Origin of the sequence: Leclercia sp. UBA5076 (genome assembly GCF_002416465.1) — a bacterium.
GTDB lineage: Bacteria > Pseudomonadota > Gammaproteobacteria > Enterobacterales > Enterobacteriaceae > Enterobacter.
On the sequence record NZ_DIAO01000012.1, the window covers coordinates 96484 to 119276 of the forward strand.

The 22793-nt window shown below is 54.5% G+C and carries 26 protein-coding genes and 1 tRNA gene; 14 read left to right on the forward strand and 13 right to left on the reverse strand.

What is annotated here, in order from left to right; all coding sequences use genetic code 11:
- Positions 1 to 74 precede the first annotated feature (74 nt).
- On the forward strand, positions 75 to 284 hold the full coding sequence (locus tag B3X29_RS12135; RefSeq protein WP_290540063.1) for a helix-turn-helix domain-containing protein: 210 nt from the start codon (positions 75 to 77) through the stop codon (positions 282 to 284).
- Positions 285 to 580: 296 nt separating this feature from the next.
- Here B3X29_RS12135 and B3X29_RS12140 read toward each other — a convergent pair whose 3' ends face one another.
- Positions 581 to 760, reverse strand: coding sequence for a hypothetical protein (locus B3X29_RS12140; protein ID WP_097363435.1), 180 nt, complete (start codon positions 758 to 760; stop codon positions 581 to 583).
- Between the two features lie 130 nt (positions 761 to 890).
- On the opposite strand from B3X29_RS12140, the gene B3X29_RS12145 reads away from it, so the two are divergent.
- The 10 genes from B3X29_RS12145 (at position 891) to B3X29_RS12190 (ending at position 8368) form a co-directional block, all read left to right on the forward strand.
- Positions 891 to 1142, forward strand: a complete 252-nt coding sequence (locus tag B3X29_RS12145) for a host cell division inhibitor Icd-like protein (protein WP_290540066.1) — start codon at positions 891 to 893, stop codon at positions 1140 to 1142.
- Positions 1135 to 1446, forward strand: coding sequence for a hypothetical protein (locus B3X29_RS12150; RefSeq protein WP_290540068.1), 312 nt, complete (start codon positions 1135 to 1137; stop codon positions 1444 to 1446). The genes B3X29_RS12145 and B3X29_RS12150 overlap by 8 nt, the downstream gene beginning before the upstream one ends.
- Positions 1443 to 1811: a hypothetical protein gene (locus B3X29_RS12155; RefSeq protein WP_290540070.1), complete on the forward strand. Its 369-nt coding sequence runs from the start codon at positions 1443 to 1445 to the stop codon at positions 1809 to 1811. The genes B3X29_RS12150 and B3X29_RS12155 overlap by 4 nt, the downstream gene beginning before the upstream one ends.
- Positions 1808 to 3607, forward strand: coding sequence for a DNA primase family protein (locus B3X29_RS12160; RefSeq protein WP_290540071.1), 1800 nt, complete (start codon positions 1808 to 1810; stop codon positions 3605 to 3607). The genes B3X29_RS12155 and B3X29_RS12160 overlap by 4 nt, the downstream gene beginning before the upstream one ends.
- A gap of 529 nt (positions 3608 to 4136) precedes the next feature.
- Positions 4137 to 4628: a hypothetical protein gene (locus B3X29_RS12165; RefSeq protein ID WP_290540073.1), complete on the forward strand. Its 492-nt coding sequence runs from the start codon at positions 4137 to 4139 to the stop codon at positions 4626 to 4628.
- Between the two features lie 449 nt (positions 4629 to 5077).
- Positions 5078 to 5269: a hypothetical protein gene (locus B3X29_RS12170; protein WP_290540075.1), complete on the forward strand. Its 192-nt coding sequence runs from the start codon at positions 5078 to 5080 to the stop codon at positions 5267 to 5269.
- A complete protein-coding gene (locus B3X29_RS12175; protein ID WP_290540077.1) occupies positions 5266 to 7173 on the forward strand; it encodes a ClpP-like prohead protease/major capsid protein fusion protein in 1908 nt (635 codons plus the stop codon). The genes B3X29_RS12170 and B3X29_RS12175 overlap by 4 nt, the downstream gene beginning before the upstream one ends.
- A gap of 224 nt (positions 7174 to 7397) precedes the next feature.
- Entirely contained in the window at positions 7398 to 7574 is a 177-nt protein-coding gene (locus tag B3X29_RS12180) for a DUF1441 family protein (RefSeq protein ID WP_146052347.1), read from the forward strand.
- Positions 7571 to 8170 (forward strand): tail assembly protein, encoded by a 600-nt coding sequence (locus B3X29_RS12185; protein ID WP_103822936.1) that lies wholly within the window; start codon positions 7571 to 7573, stop codon positions 8168 to 8170. The genes B3X29_RS12180 and B3X29_RS12185 overlap by 4 nt, the downstream gene beginning before the upstream one ends.
- Before the next feature lie 6 nt (positions 8171 to 8176).
- A complete protein-coding gene (locus B3X29_RS12190) occupies positions 8177 to 8368 on the forward strand; it encodes a hypothetical protein (protein WP_103822935.1) in 192 nt (63 codons plus the stop codon).
- Between the two features lie 38 nt (positions 8369 to 8406).
- On the opposite strand, the gene B3X29_RS12195 is transcribed toward B3X29_RS12190, so the two are convergent.
- Positions 8407 to 8694, reverse strand: a complete 288-nt coding sequence (locus B3X29_RS12195) for a DUF3892 domain-containing protein (RefSeq protein WP_103822934.1) — start codon at positions 8692 to 8694, stop codon at positions 8407 to 8409.
- 486 nt (positions 8695 to 9180) lie between these two features.
- Positions 9181 to 9256: transfer RNA gene (locus B3X29_RS12200), tRNA-Ile, on the reverse strand.
- A 125-nt stretch (positions 9257 to 9381) separates the two neighbouring features.
- Here B3X29_RS12200 and mug point away from each other — a divergent pair.
- Positions 9382 to 9888 (forward strand): G/U mismatch-specific DNA glycosylase, encoded by a 507-nt coding sequence (mug, locus tag B3X29_RS12205; RefSeq protein WP_103177016.1) that lies wholly within the window; start codon positions 9382 to 9384, stop codon positions 9886 to 9888.
- A 61-nt stretch (positions 9889 to 9949) separates the two neighbouring features.
- Here the strand turns inward: mug and rpoD are convergent, their stop codons facing one another.
- From rpoD to rpsU, 3 genes are all read right to left on the reverse strand, one after another.
- The gene (gene rpoD, locus B3X29_RS12210) at positions 9950 to 11839 is read right to left on the reverse strand and encodes an RNA polymerase sigma factor RpoD (RefSeq protein WP_255410825.1); all 1890 of its coding nucleotides are present in this window, start codon (positions 11837 to 11839) and stop codon (positions 9950 to 9952) included.
- A 122-nt stretch (positions 11840 to 11961) separates the two neighbouring features.
- Complete coding sequence (gene dnaG, locus B3X29_RS12215) at positions 11962 to 13707, reverse strand: DNA primase (RefSeq protein WP_103177014.1); 1746 nt, start codon at positions 13705 to 13707, stop codon at positions 11962 to 11964.
- 116 nt (positions 13708 to 13823) lie between these two features.
- Positions 13824 to 14039, reverse strand: coding sequence for a 30S ribosomal protein S21 (gene rpsU, locus B3X29_RS12220; RefSeq protein ID WP_001144069.1), 216 nt, complete (start codon positions 14037 to 14039; stop codon positions 13824 to 13826).
- Positions 14040 to 14276: 237 nt separating this feature from the next.
- Here rpsU and tsaD point away from each other — a divergent pair, with 237 nt between their 5' ends.
- On the forward strand, positions 14277 to 15290 hold the full coding sequence (tsaD, locus tag B3X29_RS12225; protein WP_159339927.1) for a tRNA (adenosine(37)-N6)-threonylcarbamoyltransferase complex transferase subunit TsaD: 1014 nt from the start codon (positions 14277 to 14279) through the stop codon (positions 15288 to 15290).
- 20 nt (positions 15291 to 15310) lie between these two features.
- Here tsaD and B3X29_RS12230 read toward each other — a convergent pair whose 3' ends face one another.
- The gene (locus B3X29_RS12230; RefSeq protein ID WP_103177012.1) at positions 15311 to 15979 is read right to left on the reverse strand and encodes a response regulator transcription factor; all 669 of its coding nucleotides are present in this window, start codon (positions 15977 to 15979) and stop codon (positions 15311 to 15313) included.
- A gap of 369 nt (positions 15980 to 16348) precedes the next feature.
- Here B3X29_RS12230 and B3X29_RS12235 point away from each other — a divergent pair, with 369 nt between their 5' ends.
- Positions 16349 to 18433: a S8 family peptidase gene (locus tag B3X29_RS12235; RefSeq protein WP_159339928.1), complete on the forward strand. Its 2085-nt coding sequence runs from the start codon at positions 16349 to 16351 to the stop codon at positions 18431 to 18433.
- Between the two features lie 31 nt (positions 18434 to 18464).
- Here B3X29_RS12235 and ureG read toward each other — a convergent pair whose 3' ends face one another.
- The 6 genes from ureG to B3X29_RS12265 are packed head-to-tail and all read right to left on the reverse strand — an operon-like array spanning position 18465 to position 22793.
- Positions 18465 to 19082, reverse strand: a complete 618-nt coding sequence (gene ureG / locus B3X29_RS12240; RefSeq protein WP_159339929.1) for an urease accessory protein UreG — start codon at positions 19080 to 19082, stop codon at positions 18465 to 18467.
- Positions 19083 to 19091: 9 nt separating this feature from the next.
- Positions 19092 to 19766 (reverse strand): urease accessory protein UreF, encoded by a 675-nt coding sequence (locus tag B3X29_RS12245; protein ID WP_159339930.1) that lies wholly within the window; start codon positions 19764 to 19766, stop codon positions 19092 to 19094.
- On the reverse strand, positions 19766 to 20305 hold the full coding sequence (locus tag B3X29_RS12250) for a HupE/UreJ family protein (protein WP_103177008.1): 540 nt from the start codon (positions 20303 to 20305) through the stop codon (positions 19766 to 19768). The genes B3X29_RS12245 and B3X29_RS12250 overlap by 1 nt, the downstream gene beginning before the upstream one ends.
- 9 nt (positions 20306 to 20314) lie before the next feature.
- The gene (gene ureE / locus B3X29_RS12255; RefSeq protein ID WP_103177007.1) at positions 20315 to 20773 is read right to left on the reverse strand and encodes an urease accessory protein UreE; all 459 of its coding nucleotides are present in this window, start codon (positions 20771 to 20773) and stop codon (positions 20315 to 20317) included.
- Positions 20774 to 20782: 9 nt separating this feature from the next.
- Positions 20783 to 22486 (reverse strand): urease subunit alpha, encoded by a 1704-nt coding sequence (gene ureC, locus B3X29_RS12260; RefSeq protein ID WP_159339931.1) that lies wholly within the window; start codon positions 22484 to 22486, stop codon positions 20783 to 20785.
- Positions 22479 to 22793, reverse strand: a complete 315-nt coding sequence (locus B3X29_RS12265; RefSeq protein WP_103177005.1) for an urease subunit beta — start codon at positions 22791 to 22793, stop codon at positions 22479 to 22481. Before B3X29_RS12265 ends, ureC begins: the two co-directional genes overlap by 8 nt.

A 22793-nucleotide genomic window follows, 5' to 3' on the forward strand; every position in this document is an offset into this window, starting at 1 on the left:
TACTGGGCTGATAAGTCATTACGTCATAATAGATATTTATCACTGTTGTTAACCATTAATACACGGTGATAAATATGAAGTTAGTCAACTCTCCTTTCTCGTTAGAACGCCTTACCCGTGCTGAAGCGGCTGCTTATCTTGGTGTTAATTCTCAAACTTTGGCTAATTGGGCTCACACCGGAAAGGTGGAAATTCCACATCATAAGGTTGGTCGCAAAGTTATCTATATGCGGTCGGATCTTGATGGTTATCTTGCATCAACTCGTCGTACTCAGACTCTCTGAGGGGGATGTATGCTGGATAAAACAAAGGCGGCCTTGCAGGGCCGCCAGTGGGATCATTCGAAACAAAATCAGCATACCAGGCCAGCAGCTGGTGGTCAAAGCCAGAGGGCTCCTGTTATTACAGGAGCTGAGCCATCGCCTGAAATTTCAAGAGATATCGGAACTGCGCCATTGGCGCGGTTAGGGTTTCGCGTTCAAGACTTTCGCCAATGGCGGGGGTATACGGCATTGCCGCACACCCCTAAAGTGATCGCCCCAAAAATGGGGAGATCTGGAGTTGCATATTTGCAACTCGGTCAGCCTTTAGACTCAATGCCTCGCTGCTGCAATTCCTTGCGGATAATGCGTTTAATCCAGGCCGCTAGAGATTCATCACCATCCTGCTGCTGGGCCTGTTCCATTAGCTCACGTAACTCTGGATCTAGTCTGAACTGGAATGGTGGATTACCACGTCTTTCATTTTTGTGTGTTGACACGTCAATTACACCCGATGTAATGTACTTATGTGTAATTACACATTACACACATGCATTGCAAATAGCAACGCCCCGGAGTGCGGGAACACTGCCGAGGCGTCTGACCAAACCGTTATACGAGGTAACAGTTATGGCTGATCAACAGCATACCCAAACTCACCCCAAATTTACATGGTTGTTCCTGGCAACCCCTAAGCGTCATGCGGACGTTCGTCCGGTGATTGTCCGTTTCAATGCAGACACAGAAGAAAAAGCCCGCGACGCGTTCCCCGGCTGGGACCTTGTTTTCGCGGCAAAGATCCGCTCTGAATGCCCGCTCTATCAATATGCCAACGGTACATTCGAATTGAATCTTTCTGGGCTGGAGGTGCGTCATGCGTGATATCTACCATCAGCTTGTTAAGCACTCCCCAGACTTTGAACGCCTTAATGACGATGACCTGAATGATGCTAGCGATGTTTATGGCGACGGGGTTTTTGCCATAACCAGTGCGCTTACTCTGATCGGTAATTTGACCTCTGATGCTACGGAGAGTGAAAGCTATGCCGATGAAGATGCGCGCCGTGATTTAGTCCTGCTTGGGAATGCTCTTCGTCATTTACCAAGAATGGCACAGGCACTGGAGCAAAACAGCCGTACGGCAAACTTCGTTCTCAGAATGCGACGCGGGGAGGTAGTTCGATGATCAGTAACGTTAAATTCAACGAGCTGGAAAAGCGAGTGGATCTGTTAGTTGAACGAGTGCTGACCTTAGAAGAGCATATCCGCACCTTAACTGATAGCCAGGGCGGTGAAATCCCTCCAGGAATGACGCCTGTGGCCACGCTGGCGGCCGAGTACGGCATCTCTACTAAAAAGGCTGAAGAACTGGCGAAGAACACTGGTGTAATGCTGGTCAAGATGAAGTCTGGCGGATTCATTGCCCCCGATGAGAAATTCCGGGAGGCGGCGCGCCTGGTACTGCGCAGTGCCAAACGCAAATACGGATCGGCATACTGGTTTCATCCGCTGTTGGGTAAATTTCAGATGAGCGGAGGGATTCCGCAATGAAAAACGCGCCTAATCTCAAACACCTGCCAAAGGAAAAATTTACCGAGGCGATAATTTTTGCTGGTGCTGATGCTTACGCCCATGCGAAGGGGTGGGAAGAGGGACTGGGGAAGAAGATTGCCGAAGATACAACGCCGCCTATCTATCTGGGACCAAAGCAGCTGGCGGAACTGGATAACTTGCAAATTATCGATAAAGGGCGGCGTACGGCCCGTGTGTATCTGGCAGGGAATATTGAACAGATACTAATTAATGCTATTGGCGAGAAGCTGGCACTGGCAGGCGTGCAGGATGCCAAGCTGTATAAGGGCATTCCGGATCGTCAGCCAGAGGACTGGCGTGATTACCTAGAGAGGATCAGGAGGGATAGCGTCGTTGTCGATCTCCCGATCTCGAAACGCGAACCGGCTAATAGTGGTGTGGCACCAGCATTGAATCAGATGGGGGCCAGCCAGCGAGGTGAGGTACTTCTGGCTCATTATGATGGCGATCTGGCTATACATGCCGACTCAGACACGGTCCATCACTATAACGGCGTAGTGTGGAACCCACTGCCGGATAAAGAGCTGCAGCGTGAAATGGCGCAGATTTATATCGATGCTGAGGTGGCCTATTCGCAGAACGCCATCAAATCAGCGGTGGAGACCATGAAACTGAGCCTTCCGGTGATGGGCGTGACGGCCCGAAACCTAGTCGGTTTTAGCAATGGGGTATTTGATACCCGAACGGGGCAATTCCGGCCGCACAACAAAACTGACTGGCTGCTGATCGCCAGTGAGCTGCCTTTCAGCCCACCAGCCGAAGGGGAAACGCTGGCCAGCCATGCGCCAAACTTCTGGAAATGGCTTCGCCGTTCCGTGGCCAACAATGACCGTAAGACAGATCGCGTACTGGCTGCGCTGTTTATGGTGCTGGCGAACCGGTACGACTGGCAGTTATTCCTGGAGGTAACAGGGCCGGGTGGTAGCGGTAAGAGCGTGATGGCAGAAATCTGCACCATGCTGGCGGGCAAGGCCAATACGGTGTCGGCCAGCATGAAGGCGCTGGAGGATGCGAGGGACAGGGCGCTGGTGGTCGGTTATTCTCTGATCATCATGCCGGATATGACCCGCTACGCTGGCGACGGTGCCGGGATAAAGGCTATTACCGGCGGTGATAAGGTTTCTATCGACCCAAAACACAAAGCGCCGTATTCGACCCGGATACAGGCTGTCGTGCTGGCCGTCAATAACAACGCTATGACGTTCAGCGACCGCAGCGGCGGTATTTCGCGCCGGCGGGTGATATTCAACTTTACCGAGGTGGTGCCAGAAAACGAACGCGACACATTGCTGGCCGAGAAGATAGAGGGTGAACTGGCCGTAGTGATTCGCCACCTTCTGACACGTTTTGCGGATCAGGACGATGCGCGGCGTTTACTGCACGAACAGCAGAAGTCAGAGGAGGCGCTGGCGATTAAGCGTGAAGGTGATTCGCTGGTGGACTTCTGCGGCTACCTGATGGCGTCAGTAGTGTGCGATGGGATGTTTATCGGCAATGCCGAGATAGTGCCTTTTAGCCCGCGTAAGTATCTGTATCACGCTTACCTGGCATACATGCGAGCCAATGGCCTTAGTAAGCCAGTATCGTTAATGCGGTTCGGTACTGATATGCCTGGCGCAATGGCTGAGTATGGGAAGGCGTACCAGAAGAGGAAAACCAAACATGGTATACGCTCTAACGTAACCCTGCATGATGACTCTGGTGACTGGATGCCATTATGTGCTGCCACTATTGAGAATGAAGGGGTAGAGTAAAGTTATCGATAAAGTGTTCACCAGTATTCACTCTGTTAAAAAACTGATTAATAACAGGGCATTAAAGGGTGAACACTTATTTGTTAGGTATTCATCAAGTATTCACCTGTTCACCTTTTTTTTCTTTTTGCCCAAATGGGTGAAGGGTAGGGTGAACACTAATGAATACCTATAGTTATAGTGTTCATCACTTAATTAATTGAATATGAACAATAAAATTGAAATGGTGAACAGGTGAATACCTAAAGATGGTATTTAGAAGTTTATTAGGCGCTGCTTAATACTTTATCACCTCTCACTGCATCTCACTGCATCTCACTACTACTCATTGCATCCCAATACATCTCACTGCATCCCAATGCATCTCACTGCATCTCACTACACCTCACTCCAATTCACTCTGACTCACGATGAGAGCCTAATCCAGTCGATCTCTAAAAGATCTTGTGTGTTGTGATCTTGCGCGGTTGGGATTGTTGTGCCATTATGCTTACATGTTGAGCTCTACCAGCTTAAGGAGGTTAGAGTTATGGACTTATCCAAAGCTAACTTTTACCGTTTTATCGATAAATATGTGGAAGTTACTGGGGCTTCTCCAAGCACTGCCGGTAATGTACGTAGCGTTTGCTATCTGGTTAAAGATTCCATCTCAGACACTGAAAATGCAGAAAGTTGGGATACTGAGGACATCATTAACACTTACGTTATGACAAATGGCATTGCTGAGGATACGCAAAAATCCTATATCAGCCGCTTTAACGGGGCTGTTGCAAAATTCATTGCGCATGAGAAAGGAGAAGATGTGACGGTGAAACAGCGCAGATCGCCAGTAAAAAGCACTCAACCACCTGCAGTTAGTTCGCAGAATACTTCTATTAAGACTTTCGAGCTTCCTATTCCTCTACGTGATGAGCTGACCGTGGTCATTGGTAACCTTCCACGTGACTTAACGAAAGACGAAGCAAAACGAATTAGCACAATTATTGAGTCCTTCGCAGTTTCACTCCCAGCAAGCGACTAAACAAAAAAGCCCTGCTAGATAGCAGGGCTTTAGGGGGAAGAAAACTGATTTTCTTCCAGAGTGCAGGTTAACCGCAGCTCTTTAGCGTGGAAACTTAAGAATAGCGGTTAACCTGCGTTGATACAAGGCTGGACAGGATTACAGCTTGTATATAAGCACAGGTATTGTTTATGGCAAACGGAATCTGTCCAAAGTGTGGTAACGCTTGTGAGGTCATTTTTAGACCTTACAAACGTAATCCAGACGGGACGCTGAGTTACCCTAAACGGGCGAAGGTGTTCGCTATCCCCGTTTGCAACTGCTGAATATCAGTTGTAATGAAACCAACCCGACTTCGGTCGGGTTTTTTTTTATCTAATTAATCTGTTTTTCTGATAGAACTCATTTTACTTACCACTTTTTCTGATCAATGATTGTCTGTGTATCATTAATTACGTTAAGGATCAGAAATGGAAAACGATACCAGTAGTCTTAATCTTGGTGGGCCAAAAAGTACTTCAATGCATATTGATGCGGCCACCAACCAGCGTCTGAAGCAGTATCGCATCCGCTTTATTAAAGAAAACCCGGGTAAACCAGTACCGGGAATGGCACAGATTGTTCGCCACGCAGTGAATCAGTGGTTGGATGGTGCTGAATGAAGAACTGGTACAGCATCAAAGCATCAGCAACTGGTGGCGCGGCTGACATCCACATTTACGACGAGATCGGCTACTGGGGCATTACGGCGAAGAAATTTGTGAGTGACCTGAAAGCCATTTCAGATGCCACCAGTATCAACCTGCACATCAACTCCCCGGGTGGTGACGTATTTGACGGCATCGCCATCTACAACGCCCTTAAAGGCCTGAGTATTCCGATCACCGCTTATGTTGACGGCTTGGCCGCTTCAATGGCTTCCGTCATCGCGATGGTCGGTAATCCAGTAATCATGCCCGCGAACGCGATGATGATGATCCACAAGCCGTGGGGGGCGTCGAGCGGCAATGCCAATGCAATGCGTGATTACGCCGAGCTCCTGGACAAAGTAGAGAGCGTGCTGATCCCCGCCTACGTCGAGAAAACCGGAAAAAACCCAGAAGCCGTAGCCGCAATGCTTGAAGACGAAACCTGGCTTACCGGCGCTGAATGTGTGGCGCATGGTTTTGCAGATCAGGTTACTGAATCGGTGCGTGCTATGGCCTGCATCGAATCCAAACGAATTGAGGAATTTGAACATATGCCTGAATCACTGAAAGGGATGATCACCAGCCCGAAAGCGTCTATTACCGGCGCTGCACCAGAACAGGACCGCATTAATGGTATTAAGGATCTGTTTGCGATGTTCGGTGGTAAGCACGACGCGTTGAAGATGCAGTGTCTCGAAGACGCTGGTTGCACCAAAGAAAAGGCTAAAGATCTCTTGCTGGCGCAGATGGGGCGTAATAGCTCTCCGTCCGATAAGACTCATGTCTATGCAGGAAATGGCAACATTACTGGCGATGGTATTCGTCAGGGGTTGTACGCGCGTCTGGGCCACGAGCGTGCAGAACGCGGCAACCCATACGCAATGATGAGCCTGTTTGAAATGGCGCAGGCCTCGCTGGTGGATCGCGGTATCGGCATCAGCAGCTTCGGTAACCGGTCGCAAATTGTGAACCTGGCGTTTACGCATAGCAGCAGTGACTTTTCACACATCCTCGCTGGTGGCGCTGAAAAGTCAGTGCTGGCAGGCTGGCAGAACAGCGGTGAGACTTTCCAGCAATGGACCAAAGCGGGCTCGCTCAGCAACTTCCATGAAGCGAAGCGCGTTGGCCTGAATGGATTCTCTAAACTGCGTCAGGTACGTGAGGGCGCGGAATATAAATACATCACCACAAGTGATAAAGGCGTACCTATCGCGCTGGCCACATATGGTGAGATCTTCTCTATCACCCGCCAGGCAATCATCAACGATGACCTCACTCAGCTGAGCACCATCCCGACAGCTATGGGGCGGGCTGCATCCCGTACGGTTGGCGAGCTGGTCTATCTAGTGTTGACCACCAACGAGGCATTCACTGACGGTAAGGCCCTGTTCCACGCTGATCACAAGAACACGATCGCACTGGACATGAGCACCGAAGGCCTTGATGCCGCGCGCAAAGCTATGCGCCTGCAGGAGGACGCCAACGGTGATCCGGTGAACGTTACTCCATCATTCCTCATTGTGCCGGCAGCACTCGAGGGAGCGGCCAACCGGGCGATTCTGTCCTCTTCCTCACTATTCCCGGTAGACAGCAGCGGCACACTGAACCAGAACCCGGGGATCGTTAACGTAGTGAAAGACATGGCGAAGGTCATTGTTGAGCCACGCCTTGATAAGCACAACGCCAAAGAGTGGTATGTAACCGCAGCTCAGGGCATGGACACCGTGGAGGTTGCATATCTTGACGGGATGGATTCACCGTACCTCGAACAGCAGGAGGGCTTCACTGTTGATGGTGTTGCATGGAAGGTGCGCATCGATGCTGGCGTAGCGCCGCTGGACTATCGCGGTCTGGTCAAGTCTACGGGCAAACCGTAAGGCGCAGAGGCGGCGAAAGCCGCCCCTCGCAGCCTGGATCGGTCGGGTCCTCCCGGAGGGGGGACCAGCCACGAGGCGGCGGGCACGCGGAAAACGGCTAGTTTTTAGATTCTGTAGTCATCATCATCATCCGATAACCTACTGATTTAATTAAGACTAGTTTTGGTTAAAACAGGAAAGATGATGGATTGTATGTTTTTTGTTCGACATCATGAGGGGGCGCGATGCGGCAGATAAAGCTGACAATCAGTGAGCTCGCTGCAGTTACCGGCATTCATCGTCAGACCATATCGAAGCGACTGAAAGATACTGAATCTTTACCGGGCAGCAGCTGTAAGAAAAAGATTTATGACCTCAAAGCAGCTCTGCCTGCGATCTATAAGACAGGAGTGAATCAATGAATACCGCAAATCGTGAAACGATGGCAACAATCCGTATGTTTGGCCCGCTGGGTAAGATTTTTGGTAAAACTCACCAGCGCCTGATCCATACCACGCATGAAGCGTTTCAGGCGTTAGCCGCTACAGTTCCGGACTTCGAGAGGTATATGAATTCCAGCAAAGCGCGCGGTTTAACGTATGCGATTTATGTCGGGAAAAAGAACATTGGAGAAGATGATCTGGAGTTTCCGAATAATGGGAGTGAGATACATATTGTGCCTGTGTTAATCGGCAGCAAAAAAGCAGGGGTGATGCAAACTATTCTCGGCGCGGTGCTGGTGGCGGCGTCAATCTGGATGCCTGGTATTGGCATTGCAGCCAGTAACATGATGTTTGCTGCTGGTTCAGCGATGGCGGTAGGTGGTGTAATGCAAATGATATCTCCACAGGTGCCAGGCCTTGCCAGCAAGCAAAGTGCCGATAATAAAGCCTCGTATGCGTTTGGAGGTGTCACCAACACTGCTGCCCAAGGCTATCCGGTACCGTTGCTTTACGGTAAGCGCCGTATTGGCGGTGCAATTATCTCGGCGGGGATCTATGTCGAAGATCAGCTGTAAGTATGCATGATGAAGCGAGATACTATCGAGGCGGTAATAACAGAGATGGCCCGCCAGCAGGGACACGATCTGAATGGACAGGAAATGTTGCAGATCCGTACCAGTGTTGCATCTTCCCTTGCTGCTAAAGAACGCTATCGTCAGAGAAAGAATGCCGGTCCTTTCCAATGGAAGAAACCGGATAAGCCATGGCGTTAAACAAAAAATGATGGCTGCATTATGCAGCCATCAAAATATTAGCAGTGCGGGAGTGAAAGTAAGTTGTTATTCCATCTACCATCTGCATAGGTCCGGATATATTTTTTCCTACCACTTCCAGGATCGACCACGCCTACGTCAGCACGTTTTCCATAGGCATCTGTTACATGAAATGTATGCAGTTTGTTCTCAATAGCATTGATCACTTGAGCCACAGTCCATTTGCTACCCTTGGGGTTAAACTGAGGGCTTCCAACGTGCGTAATGTGCTCATGCGCTGCATTAGTATCGGATAGGGTGATACAAGTAATACGTACATCGACCATAAAACAACTCCTTTTGCTGTAAAAGAACGAGTTGAAATTGAAGCTGAATTAACGCTATTACAGATCTACGCGTGGGTTGGCCCGGCTTGCGCCGGGCCGAGCTTGATACGCTATAAGTGACGTAAAAGGATCATTAGGGCTACTGAACTCAGCAAAGCTACCAACGGTGCAATACCACCGGTAGTCAATGCAGTAAACAGGCCACAAAAAACCGTTACACGCACTGACAGCAGGTCTGAGCCCTTTGTGAAGTTGATCATGCTAACTCCTTAAAGGTTCTTGCCGTCTGCTTGATGAGATGGGGGCAAGAATTACAGACCCGTGGCACTTTTATCTTTAGAAGCAGTTACTCCGGCTGCCACGACCCAACTGCACGTTTAGGCCTTTCAGCCAAATCGTTACTCCATGATACTTACTTGCAGTATCCTATGGGTATCCTGGAGAATACATAAAAGTTAAGCTTATTGCGTAACTCATTGATATATTTGGTGGCCCCTGCTGGACTTGAACCAGCGACCAAGCGATTATGAGTCGCCTGCTCTAACCACTGAGCTAAGGGGCCGTGGCGGAGGATTATAAAGTAACTGCTCGCTGCAATCCAGCCATACGCACCTGCCTGCTGTTTTTATAAACAACGCATTTTCAATCTTTTATACTTAAAGCCTGAATCAATAAGCAGGAGTAATAATGATCAGTGATATCCTGGCGCCAGGCCTGCGGGTGGTGTTCTGCGGCATCAATCCGGGCAAGTCTTCCGCCCATACTGGTTTTCACTTTGCGCATCCCGGTAATCGCTTCTGGAAAGTGATTTACCAGGCCGGGTTTACCGATAAATTGCTCAAGCCGGAAGAGGAGCAGCAGCTGCTGGATACCCGCTGCGGCATCACCATGCTGGTGGAGCGGCCCACGGTGCAGGCGAGTGAGGTAAACCTGCATGAGCTACGCAGCGGCGGGCGCGAGTTAGTTAAGAAGATGGAGGACTATCAGCCCGCGGCGCTGGCGGTCCTCGGCAAGCAGGCGTATGAGCAGGCTTTTAGCCAGCGTGGGGTGCAGTGGGGAAAGCAGAAGATCACCATCGGCGTAACGCAGGTGTGGGTGCTGCCCAATCCGAGCGGCCTGAACCGGGCAACGCTGGAGAAGCTGGTGGAGGCGTACCGGGAGCTGGACGAGGCGCTGGTCGTGCGGGGGCTATAAGCTCTGAAGCGTCAGCCATAAAAAAAGCTCCCCGTAGGGAGCTTTTTTACATCAGGACGAATTAGTCGTCCAGGAAGCTACGCAGCACTTCAGAGCGGCTCGGGTGGCGCAGTTTACGCAGCGCCTTCGCTTCGATCTGACGGATACGTTCGCGGGTAACGTCGAACTGTTTACCCACCTCTTCCAGCGTGTGGTCGGTGTTCATATCGATACCGAAACGCATACGCAGGACTTTCGCTTCACGGGCGGTCAGGCCAGCCAGTACGTCGTGGGTGGCGGCACGCAGGCTCTCGGTGGTGGCAGAGTCTAGCGGCAGCTCGAGGGTGGTATCCTCGATGAAATCACCCAGATGCGAATCTTCATCATCACCGATTGGTGTTTCCATGGAGATTGGCTCTTTAGCGATTTTCAGCACCTTACGGATCTTGTCTTCCGGCATCAGCATGCGCTCGGCCAGCTCTTCCGGCGTGGGCTCGCGGCCCATCTCCTGCAGCATCTGGCGGGAGATACGGTTGAGCTTGTTGATGGTCTCAATCATATGCACCGGAATACGGATGGTGCGCGCCTGATCCGCGATAGAGCGGGTGATCGCCTGACGGATCCACCAGGTTGCGTAGGTGGAGAACTTATAACCACGACGGTATTCGAACTTATCAACCGCTTTCATCAGACCGATGTTGCCTTCCTGAATCAGATCCAGGAACTGCAGACCGCGGTTGGTGTACTTCTTGGCGATAGAGATAACCAGACGCAAGTTCGCCTCAACCATCTCTTTCTTCGCACGGCGGGCTTTCGCTTCACCGATGGACATACGACGGTTGATGTCTTTTACCTGCTCGATGGTCAGGCCGGTCTCTTCTTCAATCTGCTGCAGTTTCTGCAGGCCACGATGTACCTCTTCAGTCACGTCGCGCAGTTTTTCAGACCACGGCTTGTTCATCGCGATAGCGGCGTTGAACCAGGTCTCGCTGGTTTCGTTGCCGGTGAAGAGGGTGATGAAGTTCTTCTTCGGCATTTTGCACTGTTCAACGCACACCTTCATGATGATGCGTTCCTGGGTACGTACGCGATCCATCATCACGCGCATGCTGTTTACCAGGTAATCGAACTGTTTTGGCACCAGACGGAACTGTTTGAACACTTCAGAGAGCTTCAGGATCTCTTCCTGCGCGGCTGCGTGGCTGCGGCCTTTGGCTTTAATGGTGTCACGGGTGACAACGTACTGCGCGCGCAGTTCAGCGAACTTCTCGCGAGCCAGTTCAGGGTCGATGCTGTTGTCATCATCGCTGCTGTCGTCATCGCCATCTTCGTCGTCTTCGTCTTCGTCATCATCCATCTCTTCCTGAGAGAGTTCAGAACCGACGTGCGTCGCCGTTGGGGCCATGTCTTCTTCCGCGTTCGGATCGACAAAACCGGTGATCAGATCGGAGAGGCGGGCTTCTTCTGCCTCAACGCGATCGTACTGCTCCAGCAGATAGGTGATCGCTTCCGGGTATTCGGCAACGGAACACTGCACCTGGTTGATCCCGTCTTCGATACGTTTAGCGATGTCAATTTCGCCTTCGCGGGTCAACAGTTCAACGGTACCCATTTCGCGCATGTACATGCGAACCGGGTCGGTGGTGCGGCCGATTTCAGATTCAACGCTCGACAGAACCTGTGCAGCAGCTTCCTCTGCATCTTCGTCGGTGTTGTTTGAGTTTTCAGCAAGTAACAGATCATCGGCATCAGGGGCTTCTTCCATCACCTGAATACCCATGTCGTTGATCATTTGGATGATGTCTTCGATCTGATCGGAGTCGACGATATCTTCCGGCAGATGGTCATTGACCTCGGCATAGGTCAGATAGCCTTGCTCCTTACCACGTTGGACAAGAAGTTTCAGCTGTGACTGCGGGTTTTGCTCCATAAGACGGTATCCACACTTATTCGTTTGATTGGTGTCGGCGATACGGCTGCCAACCTTTAAAGCGAGGGCGTACTTGTATTTTTGCCGCTGCCTCTCAGTGCGGCTGTCGGGATCTACCCGATCGATATTCGGCACTTAAGCCGTTAAATACTTTTGTCTTTCTGTTATTTCTTTGCCAGCTCCTGGCTAATCATCCAGAGCTCCCGGCGTTCTTCGCTGCTTAAACCGTGTGTGCGCTCGCGAGCAATCAACTCTTCCTGGCGCAGTTCAAGCATCGAATCAAACATATGGTTGAGCGAGTCGGTGAAGGTCTCTTCAGCAATCTCTTTATCTGCTATATCGTCCCACATCGACAGTTTTTCAAGGGTTGCGGAGGCTTTTGTTCCGCGATAGTGCTCTAAAAGTTGCCCGGTGGTCAGACCTGGCTGTGACAAACAAGTGTTGACCAGTTCTGCAAATAAGCCAAGTCCAGGCAGCTTTTCGTGGTCTAAACCCGCCAGAGAGGGCACGCGTGGGGCCAGCTCCGGGTTTTGCACCAACAGTCCTATCAGTATACGCATGGTTGTGCGTTTTAGCTGAGGCGCGGGGCGAACCGCTCCGCTTTCAGCCAGTTTTGGCATTAAACGTTCAAGCTGGCTGTCATCCAGGATGCCAAGTTTCTTGCCCAGCTCCTGGCGCAGATAGATGCGCAACGTTTCGCCCGGCACCTGAGTAATCAGCGGTAACGCCAGCGTGCTCAGCTGGGCGCGGCCATCCGGGGTGCTCAAATCTACCTGCGGCATCAGGCTGTTAAACAGAAACGTGGAGAGCGGCTGAGCCTGCTCCATCCGCGCCTCGAATGCCGCTTTGCCCTCTTTACGCACCAGCGTATCCGGGTCTTCGCCGTCGGGCAGGAACATAAAGCGCAACTGACGCCCGTCGGTCATATAAGGCAGCGCCGTTTCCAGCGCGCGCCAGGCGGCTTCGCGTCCGGCCCGGTCACCGTCGTAACAGCAGACGACCGTGTTGGTCACCCGGAACAGCAGCTGGATATGGTCGGCAGTGGTAGAGGTACCCAACGACGCCACGGCATAGTTAATGTCGAACTGCGCCAGCGCCACCACATCCATATAGCCTTCGACCACCAGCAGCCGCTGCGGTTCAGCGTTATTCTGCTGGGCTTCATACAGGCCATACAGCTGGCGGCCTTTATGGAAAATATCGGTTTCCGGGGAGTTGAGGTATTTCGGCAGGGCATCGCCCAGCACGCGGCCACCAAAACCAATTACCCGGCCACGCTTGTCGCGAATAGGGAACATCACCCGTTCGCGGAAGCGGTCATAGCTACGTCCCTGGTCGTTAGTGACCAGCATGCCCGCGTCGATGAGTGATTTACGATCTTCGCTATTGCCGCCAAAACGCTTCAACACGTTATCCCAGCCGGGCGGGGCGTAACCAATAGCGAAACGCGCAATAACATCGTCGCTCAGTCCGCGCTTGTTCAGATACTGACGCGCAGGCTCAGCAGCAGGTTGCTTGAGAGACTGTTGGTAAAACGAATTCAGGCCATCCATCAGCTGATACAGCGTTTGTCGTTGATGACGCTCTATCTGGCTGGGGCCACTGCCTGCTTCATAAGGCACTTCAAGATTGTGCATGGCAGCCAGCTCTTCGACGGTTTCAACGAACTCGAGCTTGTCGTAGTTCATCAAAAAGTCGACGGCGTTGCCGTGCGCGCCACAGCCGAAGCAGTGGTAGAACTGCTTTTCACCATTTACGGTGAAAGAGGGGGTTTTTTCATTATGGAATGGACAGCACGCGTGATAGTTCTTGCCCTGCTTCTTCAGCTTTACCCGCGCGTCGATGAGATCGACAATGTCGGTTCTTGCCAGCAGATCGTTGATAAATACGCGTGGAATTCGTCCAGCCATAGGCCCCAGAAATTTTTAGGAACGTATAAACGAAAACAAGCCGCGCATTCCTTCCGGAAGCACGGCCTTACGACTACTACTCTGTCTGACGACTGAGGACGTGCGTCCTCAATAGATTAGTACAGACGAGTACGGCGTGCGTTTTCGCGAGCCAGTTTCTTCGCGTGACGTTTCACAGCAGAAGCTTTAGCGCGCTTACGTTCGGTCGTTGGTTTTTCATAGAACTCACGACGACGAACTTCAGCCAGAACACCTGCTTTCTCGCATGAACGCTTGAAGCGACGCAGTGCTACGTCGAACGGCTCGTTTTCACGTACTTTAATTACCGGCATGTAACTCTCACCTTTATAAATTCGGTTTGCCGCTGGCATCAACGCCAGCTTATTTCAAAATGGTGCGGAATTTTACTGCAATTGCTGCTGCTTTGTAAAGCACCGCGGCCGTTTTTGAAAGGGGACTTTTATAAGGGTGAGGAGTATACACGAAGTGAACTCCAGGGGTGAGGAAAGTTTTACATCAACCCGCCCAGGCTCTACACTGCGCGGTATCTGAGTGAGGTAAAACAAGTCATGCGTGTACTGGGTATTGAAACATCCTGCGATGAAACCGGCATCGCGATCTACGACGATGAAAAAGGGCTGGTCGCCAACCAATTGTATAGTCAGGTAAAATTGCATGCCGACTACGGTGGCGTCGTGCCAGAACTGGCCTCCCGCGACCATGTGCGTAAAACGGTGCCCCTGATCCAGGCGGCGCTGAAAGAGGCTGGCTTTACGGCAAAAGATATTGACGCTGTGGCCTACACGGCGGGTCCGGGTCTGGTGGGGGCGCTGCTGGTGGGCGCCACTGTCGGGCGTTCGCTGGCGTTCGCGTGGGATGTTCCGGCTATCGCGGTTCACCATATGGAAGGGCATCTGCTGGCGCCGATGCTGGAAGAGAATCCCCCTGAATTTCCGTTTGTGGCGCTGCTGGTTTCCGGCGGTCATACGCAATTGATCAGCGTCACCGGTATTGGCCAGTACGAACTGCTGGGCGAGTCCATTGACGATGCGGCGGGTGAAGCGTTCGACAAAACCGCCAAGCTGCTGGGGCTCGATTACCCTGGCGGCCCGATGCTGTCGAAAATGGCCTCGCAGGGTACCGAAGGGCGCTTTGTCTTCCCGCGGCCAATGACCGACCGTCCGGGTCTGGATTTTAGCTTCTCCGGCCTGAAGACCTTTGCCGCCAATACCATCCGGAATAATGACGACGACGAGCAGACACGCGCCGACATCGCCCGCGCCTTTGAAGATGCGGTGGTGGATACTTTAATGATCAAGTGCAAACGCGCGCTGGATCAGACCGGCTTTAAGCGCCTGGTGATGGCGGGGGGCGTTAGCGCCAACCGCACGCTGCGCGCGAAGCTCGCTGAGATGATGCAAAAACGCCGCGGTGAAGTCTTCTATGCCCGCCCGGAATTTTGTACCGATAACGGGGCGATGATCGCCTATGCCGGTATGGTGCGTCTGAAATCGAACGCCACGGCGGATCTCAGCGTCTCCGTGCGCCCGCGCTGGCCACTGGCCGAACTGCCTGCGGCCTGATCTTTCACCCGGCCCGGATGTTAAAAGGTAATATCAAACATCCGGGTGCGGGCCAGCAGGCAGTAAAGCTGGCAGTCATTTTTCACCCGCAGCTTCTCCATCGCCCGAATTTTATGCGCGCTCACGGTCTTAATGCTCAGGTGCATGCGACGCGAGATATCCGTCAGGCTCCCTCCTTTACAAAGTAAACGCAGCACGTCCACTTCTCTGGCGGAGAGCGTCTCCGCGGCCGGCTTTTCACCGGGGAAGAGCAGCTCCAGCAGCGCCGGTTCGACGTAGACGTCGTCATTCATTAAGCAGGTGAGCGCGTCGCGAAGGGTTTTCGCGTTTATATTGTGGCTAACGTACCCCTTTGCTCCTGTCTCAATGGCCAGGCGGAGAAGCTGCGGATTCTTGTAGCGGGCCAGCAGAAGTATTTTGAGCCCCGGAAAACGCTGGCGCAGGCCTTTTACCAGCGCCAGCCCCTCCATACGGCTTAGCGGATCGGCGCTGTGGGCGCCGTTAAGCGTGTAGCCCAGCAGCAGGATATCGGGAAGCTCTCGGGTCAGCGTTTTCAGCAGATCGGATGTCGACTCCGTTTCATCGTTGATTGCAATCGCTGCGCCAGCGCTATTCATGTCGTCGATCATCGCCCGGACGCCCCGGCGAATCAGCGGGTGCTCATCGGCAATGGTTAAATTTAATCGCATCGTAATTCTCCAGCATTGAACGCTGAGACGATAACGGCCAGCGTATTTATAAAACCAATTTTAACCCCCGCGAGAGCGTATTAATTATCCTTTGGAAGATATTTTTAATATTAGAAATGTCTTGCGCTATGGCGGCTGGTATTATTCGCCTGAGTGCCTGTCGTTTTCGCGTTATGCATATTATTTTGGTTATTTTTACTCTGCGTTGCGGTTGACATTTTCGCGTTCAAAAAAGATCGGGAAACTAATACACATAGAGACAGTTCTTATTTATTAGAAGAACGCTCTTATTGGCTGGATGATGATTTTCTTTCATTGTGAAAAAAGGGATTTCACATAAATAAATGTCATTAAGGAACGTTGGCAAAAATGAAAAAAAGAATTTTATCGTTACTGATCTGTGCGATCGTCTCCAGCACCGCCTGGGCCGATACCGTACCTCAGGCCACCCTGGCGGAGGAGGGCGTTGCCTACGATGCGATCATTGTTAAGCTGAAACCGTCGACAGACGCGGGCGCCCAGCCTTCGCTGACCCTGAGCGACCCTTCACTGGCAGCCACCGCCATGTATCCCGCCGATAAAAATACCACCGAAATGGCGGCGATAAATAAGCGCTACGGCTTCGATCGCTATTTGCGTATTAATCTTCCGGGCGATAAGAACCAGGATAAGAACTACATCAACAGCATTATTAGCGAGCTGGAACATAATCAAAATATTGAAGCGGTCTATCCGGAATCACTTCCCGTTTCGCTGGAAGAGGAGCAGGGAGAGAACAGCGCCGTCAGACCTGGCTTAAGAGCATCCAGCGGCAGCCTCGGTGCGGTTTCAGTGCCGGATTTTCGCCATCTCCAGGATTATTTAAAAGCGCCGGATGAAAAGCGCGCGGGCTATTTTATGGGCGGGGTTAACCGCGACAGTGTCAACCTTTATAAAGGCAATGAGGGGGAAGATATTACCCTTGTCTCTTCAGAAAACTGCGCCTGGAACCCGCAACATGTCAATTTACCGCCCATCGCGTTCAGCCAGGGCAGCGCCACCAGTACCAGTGCCGCCTGCTCTGAGCGGGAACATGGTACAGCTTCCATGGGTATTCTGGCCGGGCGGGATATCGGGGCCGGGGTGCGCGGGCTGAGCTGGAAGAGCAAGGTGGGCTATGCCGGTTGGCCTTCAAGCAATCTGTATAAGCTGATCCCTCAGCTCAAAGCCGGGGACGTGGTGTCGCTGAACATGCAGACCTACGGCGGTGAAGTGGCCGGTACCTGTCAAAAAAACTGTTACATACCGATTGAAAACGATCAGAGCTACTTCAATGTTATCAAAGCCCTGACTGACAAAGGGGTGTTTGTCGTCACCGCCGCAGGCAACGGCAATATCAACCTGGATGCGCCGGGCTTTAACGGCAAGTGGGATACCAACGTTCGCGATTCCGGGGCGATTATCGTCGGCGCGCTTTGCGCCAAAGATGGTAAACGCGCCCACTTCAGTACTTACGGCAAGCGCGTCACCAGCTCCTCCTGGGGCTGCAACGATGTCACCACCACCGGTTACGGCCCGCTTTATAACGCCCCTAACGCCAACTATACCAGCAGCTTCAACGGCACCTCATCCGCAACGCCCATCGTGGCGGGCGTGGTGGCCAGCCTGTCTGGGATCGCCAAAGCGCATGGGATCACCGTGACGCCGCTACAGATGCGTCAAATCCTCCAGGAGACCGGAACACCGGCCGCCAGCGGCACCGGGCAGACCATCGGCACCCAGCCGGATATGGCGCGGGCGGCGGCCAAAATATTGGCCCTGAAGGATGGGGGCGATACCCTGCCGGCGCCGACGGCAGCAGCGGGCGCGGATTACAGCATGGAGTCACCCACGTCGGGGGTGAAAACCTGGCCGCTGGACGGCAGCCAAAGCCTCAATGCAAAATCGTATAACTGGAGCGTGACCAAAGGCGCTGGCACCTTCTTTGTGCAGCAGAACCTGAACGGTACCCTGAGCAGCAGCGTGAACAGCGCCCATGCCTACGCGGTGATCCCGGCGAATACCGAGGGCGATGCGGTCTTTACCCTGACCACCACCGGCGCGGACGGCCGCACAGCGCAGGACAGCATGACAATTAAGGTCAGCAAGCCGGCCATCCCGGCGCAGGACGAGACCCCGGCCCAGGACGAGACCCCGGCCCAGGATGAAACCCCGGCCCAGGATGAAACTCCGGCCCAGGATGAAACTCCGGCCCAGGATGAAACTCCGGCCCAGGATGAAACCCCAGCCAAAGAGACCGTTCCGGCCTATAACCCAAAAATTGCCTATCCGGTGAAATGCACCAAAGTGTCCCACAACGGTAAAATCTGGTTTAACCAGTGGTACGTCAACCCGGGCCAGGAAGAGCCAGGCAAAGGCTTCAGCAGTTGGGGCGTATGGCGTGAAGAGGGGGCGTCGAACAACACCTGTAAATGATCGGCAAGCCTGGCGTCACGCCAGGCTTTTTTTAGACCTTCAGCATGCCTTTCTCTTCCAGAAACGCGATGATGTTTGCCAGCCCGTCACCCGCTTTCAGGTTAGTAAAGGTCCACGGACGCTCGCCGCGCATGCGTTTGGTGTCGCGCTCCATCACCTCCAGCGAGGCCCCCACGTAAGGGGCGAGATCGGTTTTATTGATCACCAGAAAATCGGATTTGGTGATCCCCGGCCCGCCTTTGCGCGGGATCTTCTCCCCTTCCGCCACGTCGATCACGTAGATCGTCAGATCCGCCAGCTCCGGGCTGAAGGTGGCGCTCAGGTTGTCGCCGCCGCTCTCGACAAAGATCAGATCCAGGTTGCCGAACTTCTCGCTCAGGGCTTCTACCGCCGCCAGGTTCATCGAGGCATCTTCACGAATGGCGGTGTGCGGACAGCCGCCGGTCTCCACCCCCACAATGCGCTCCGGCTCCAGCGCGCCCGCCTCGGTGAGGATGCGCTGATCCTCTTTGGTGTAGATATCGTTGGTGACGACGGCCAGGTGATAGGTGTCGCGCATCGCTTTACACAGCGCTTCCAGCAGGGCGGTTTTACCCGACCCCACCGGGCCGCCCACGCCCACGCGCAGGGGGTGTTTGTACTCAGACATAGAGACTCCTCAGGAACGGAATAATCGTGAATATTGGGTTTCGTGGCGCGCCGAGGCGATGGCCGACAGCGGCGTGGCGGCGCCCAGTTCGTCATCGCAAAGCAACAGCGCCTGCGCCAGCCCGTCGGTAAAGCGATCGCAGAGTTCGATGATCAACAGCTGGGCCGCCTGCTGCCCAAAGGGCACCAGCTTGACGCCCGCCATTACCGCGCTCTCGATCCAGCTGTAGCCAAGACTCAGCGCCATCTCGCGCAGGCCGATGCCCCAGTGCACACCGAGCCACGCCATACCGCATAGCTGGCTTTGCGGGAACAGCGCCAGCCAGTCAGGTGGGCAATCCGTCTCCCAGCTTTTGATCAGCCGGGTAAACGCCGCCCCGCGGTTGCGCTCCTCTTCCCGCAGCTCGCGGGTCTCCCGGCAGGCCAGCAGGTACGCCGTCCAGTGCGCGGCGCTCGCCAGATCCTGCTGTTCACAGGCGTGGTAGAGGCGGGAAAAGAGCGGCAGATCGACGCGGAAAAAGCTTTGCTCCATCTGCTGACACTGCCAGGCTTTGAATGCCGCCGGGGTAGTGACCCAGCCCGCTTCCACCGCCCACTCCAGCCCCTGCGACCAGGTAAAAGAGCCCACCGGCAGACTGCTGCTGGCGAGTTGCATCAGGCGCAACCACTGGCGGGACGGCTCCATCAGCTCATCAGCGCCAGCAGGGCAGAGGCGATCAGCCCGCCGCCGAGGGTTTTACGCAGCCCGTCGTGACGGCGCAGCAGCAGGCCTGCCGCAAAGCTTGCGCACAGCACCGCGGCGCTGGCGAGCATAAAGCCGCTGGTAAACAGCCAGAAGCTGTGGCCTGCCATCTCCACCCCGTGCGCCCAGCCGTGGAACATCGCCAGCGCGGGCACCGCCAGCAGCAGGCGGTTTTCGGTTTTGAACATCATGGCACCACACACCGCCAGCGAGGCGATAATCAGCATCTCCATGCCGCTAAAGCCCCCCAGCAGGCTGCCTGCAATCGCCCCGGTGAGCATCATGCCGAGAGTGGCAAAGGGCATCAGCAGCCTGCGGCCGCTCAGGGCGGCGAGCACGCCTGCGCCGGTCAACATCAGCAGATGATCAAGCCCGGTCAGGGGATGGAAAAAGCCCGCCTGAAAACTGTCGCTGCCGTGTCCCGGATGGGCCAGCGCGGGCAGGGAGAAGGCCAGCAGAAGCAGGGGTAACAACTTACGCATAATTAATCCTTAATGTGAATGAGCGTGAGAGTGGGAGTGCCCTTCGCTGGCATAAGCGCCCGCTTCCGGTTCAAAGGGCAGGGTGGCGAAAGTGACGTCCAGGCCCAACAGGTGCAGCATTTCATCCAGCACGTGATCGTGGTGATAGCGCAATTCGCCGGGCATGACCTGCAGCGGAACGTGGCGGTTGCCCAGGTGATAACAGGCGCGGGCCAGCAGGAACGGGTCCGCGCAGTGCACCACCGACAGCGGCTCGGGGGCGGCAATGACCTCCACCACTTCATGACCATCGTCACTGGCAAGCAGGTCGCCGCCCCGCAGCAACAGACCGCGGGGCAACATCAGCCCGGCGTCACGGCCATCGTTAAGCACTACGCGGGCGCGGCTCTTTACCCGCACATCAATGGGCAGCGTGACGTGTGCGGTAACGGGATGGGGATGATCAAGGCGTTGGGTTAAGGTGATCATGAGTCCTCCTCAGAACAGGAAATAGCGTTGCGCCATCGGCAGAACCTCTGCCGGTGCGCTGGTAATCAGCTCCCCGTCAATGCGCACCTCATAGGTTTGCGCATCGACGGTAATGTTCGGCTGCAGGCCGTTGTGGATCATGTCGGCCTTCTTCACCGTCCGGCAGCCTTTGACTACCGCAGTGGCGCTCTGCAGGTTCAGCTGCTGCGAAATGTTGTTATCGGCGGCAGCCTGCGAGAGAAAGGTCAGACGGGTGGCGTGGCGGGCGGCGCCCAGCACGCCAAACATGGGCCGGTAATGCACCGGCTGCGGCGTGGGGATCGAGGCGTTGATGTCGCCCATCGGCGCGCAGGCGATCATCCCGCCTTTGACGATGGTGGCTGGCTTGACGCCAAAGAAGGCGGGGGACCAGACCACCAGGTCCGCCAGTTTCCCTGCCTCAACCGACCCGACCTCATGGGCGATGCCGTGGGTCAGCGCCGGGTTGATGGTGTACTTGGCGATATAGCGCTTCACCCGCAGGTTATCGTTATCGCCCGACTCCTCCGCCAGCGGGCCGCGCTGCACCTTCATGCGGTGCGCCACCTGCCAGGTGCGGATGATCACTTCTCCCACCCGGCCCATCGCCTGTGAATCGGACGAGGTGAGCGAGAAGGCGCCAATATCGTGCAGCACATCTTCTGCCGCAATGGTCTCCCGGCGAATACGCGATTCGGCAAAGGCCACATCCTCGGCGATATCCGGGTCGAGGTGGTGGCAGACCATCAGCATGTCCAGATGTTCGTCGATGGTATTCACCGTGTAGGGCAGCGTGGGGTTGGTAGAGGAGGGCAGAATGTTGGGATGCGCGCAGGCGGTGATGATATCCGGCGCATGGCCGCCGCCCGCCCCTTCGGTGTGGAAGGTGTGGATGGTGCGCCCGGCGATGGCCGCCAGGGTGTCCTCGACAAACCCGCCCTCGTTAAGGGTGTCGCTGTGCAGCGCCACCTGGATATCCATCTCATCCGCCACCGTCAGGGCGCAGTCGATCGCCGCAGGGGTGGAACCCCAGTCCTCATGAATTTTCAGGCCAATCGCACCCGCGGCAACCTGCTCGCGCAGGGCATCCGGGTTGGAGCCGTTGCCTTTACCCAGCAGGCCGACATTCACCGGCAGCGTGTCGACCGCCTGCAACATGCGGGCGATATACCACGGCCCTGGCGTGCAGGTGGTGGCGTTGGTGCCTGCGGCAGGGCCGGTACCGCCGCCAATCATGGTGGTGACGCCAGAGACCAGCGCCTCTTCCGCCTGCTGCGGGCAGATCCAGTGGATATGGGTATCGACCCCGCCTGCGGTGACGATCTTCCCTTCGGCGGCGATCACCTCGGTGGCCGCGCCAATGGGGATCGTTACGCCGGGCTGAATGTCCGGGTTACCCGCTTTGCCGATGGCGAAGATCCTGCCATCCTTCACGCCGATATCCGCTTTGACGATCCCCCAGTGATCGACGATCAGCGCGTTGGTCAGCACCAGATCCACGCAGTCCTGCGCCAGCATCTGCCCCTGGCCCATGCCGTCGCGGATCACTTTTCCGCCGCCGAATTTGACCTCTTCGCCGTAGATGGTCAGATCGTTTTCCACCTCGATCCAGAGCTCGGTATCGGCGAGACGGACTTTATCCCCGGTGGTGGGGCCGAACATGTCGGCATATGCCTGACGTGAAATCTCAGCCATGGTTGACCTCACCCATCACCTCGCCACGAAAGCCCACAATACGCTGCGCGCCTGCCACAGCCACCAGCGTCACGGCGCGCTTCTGCCCCGGTTCAAAGCGCACGGCGGTACCGGCGGCAATGTTCAGCCGGTAGCCTCGGGTCGCCTCACGATCGAACTTAAGCGCCGGGTTCACCTCAAAAAAATGGTAGTGGGATCCGACCTGGATCGGGCGGTCGCCGTGGTTCTCGACGATCACCGTCCGGGTATCGCGATCCGCGTTAATGACGATCTGGCCGGGTTGTATCTGATATTCCCCTGGGATCAT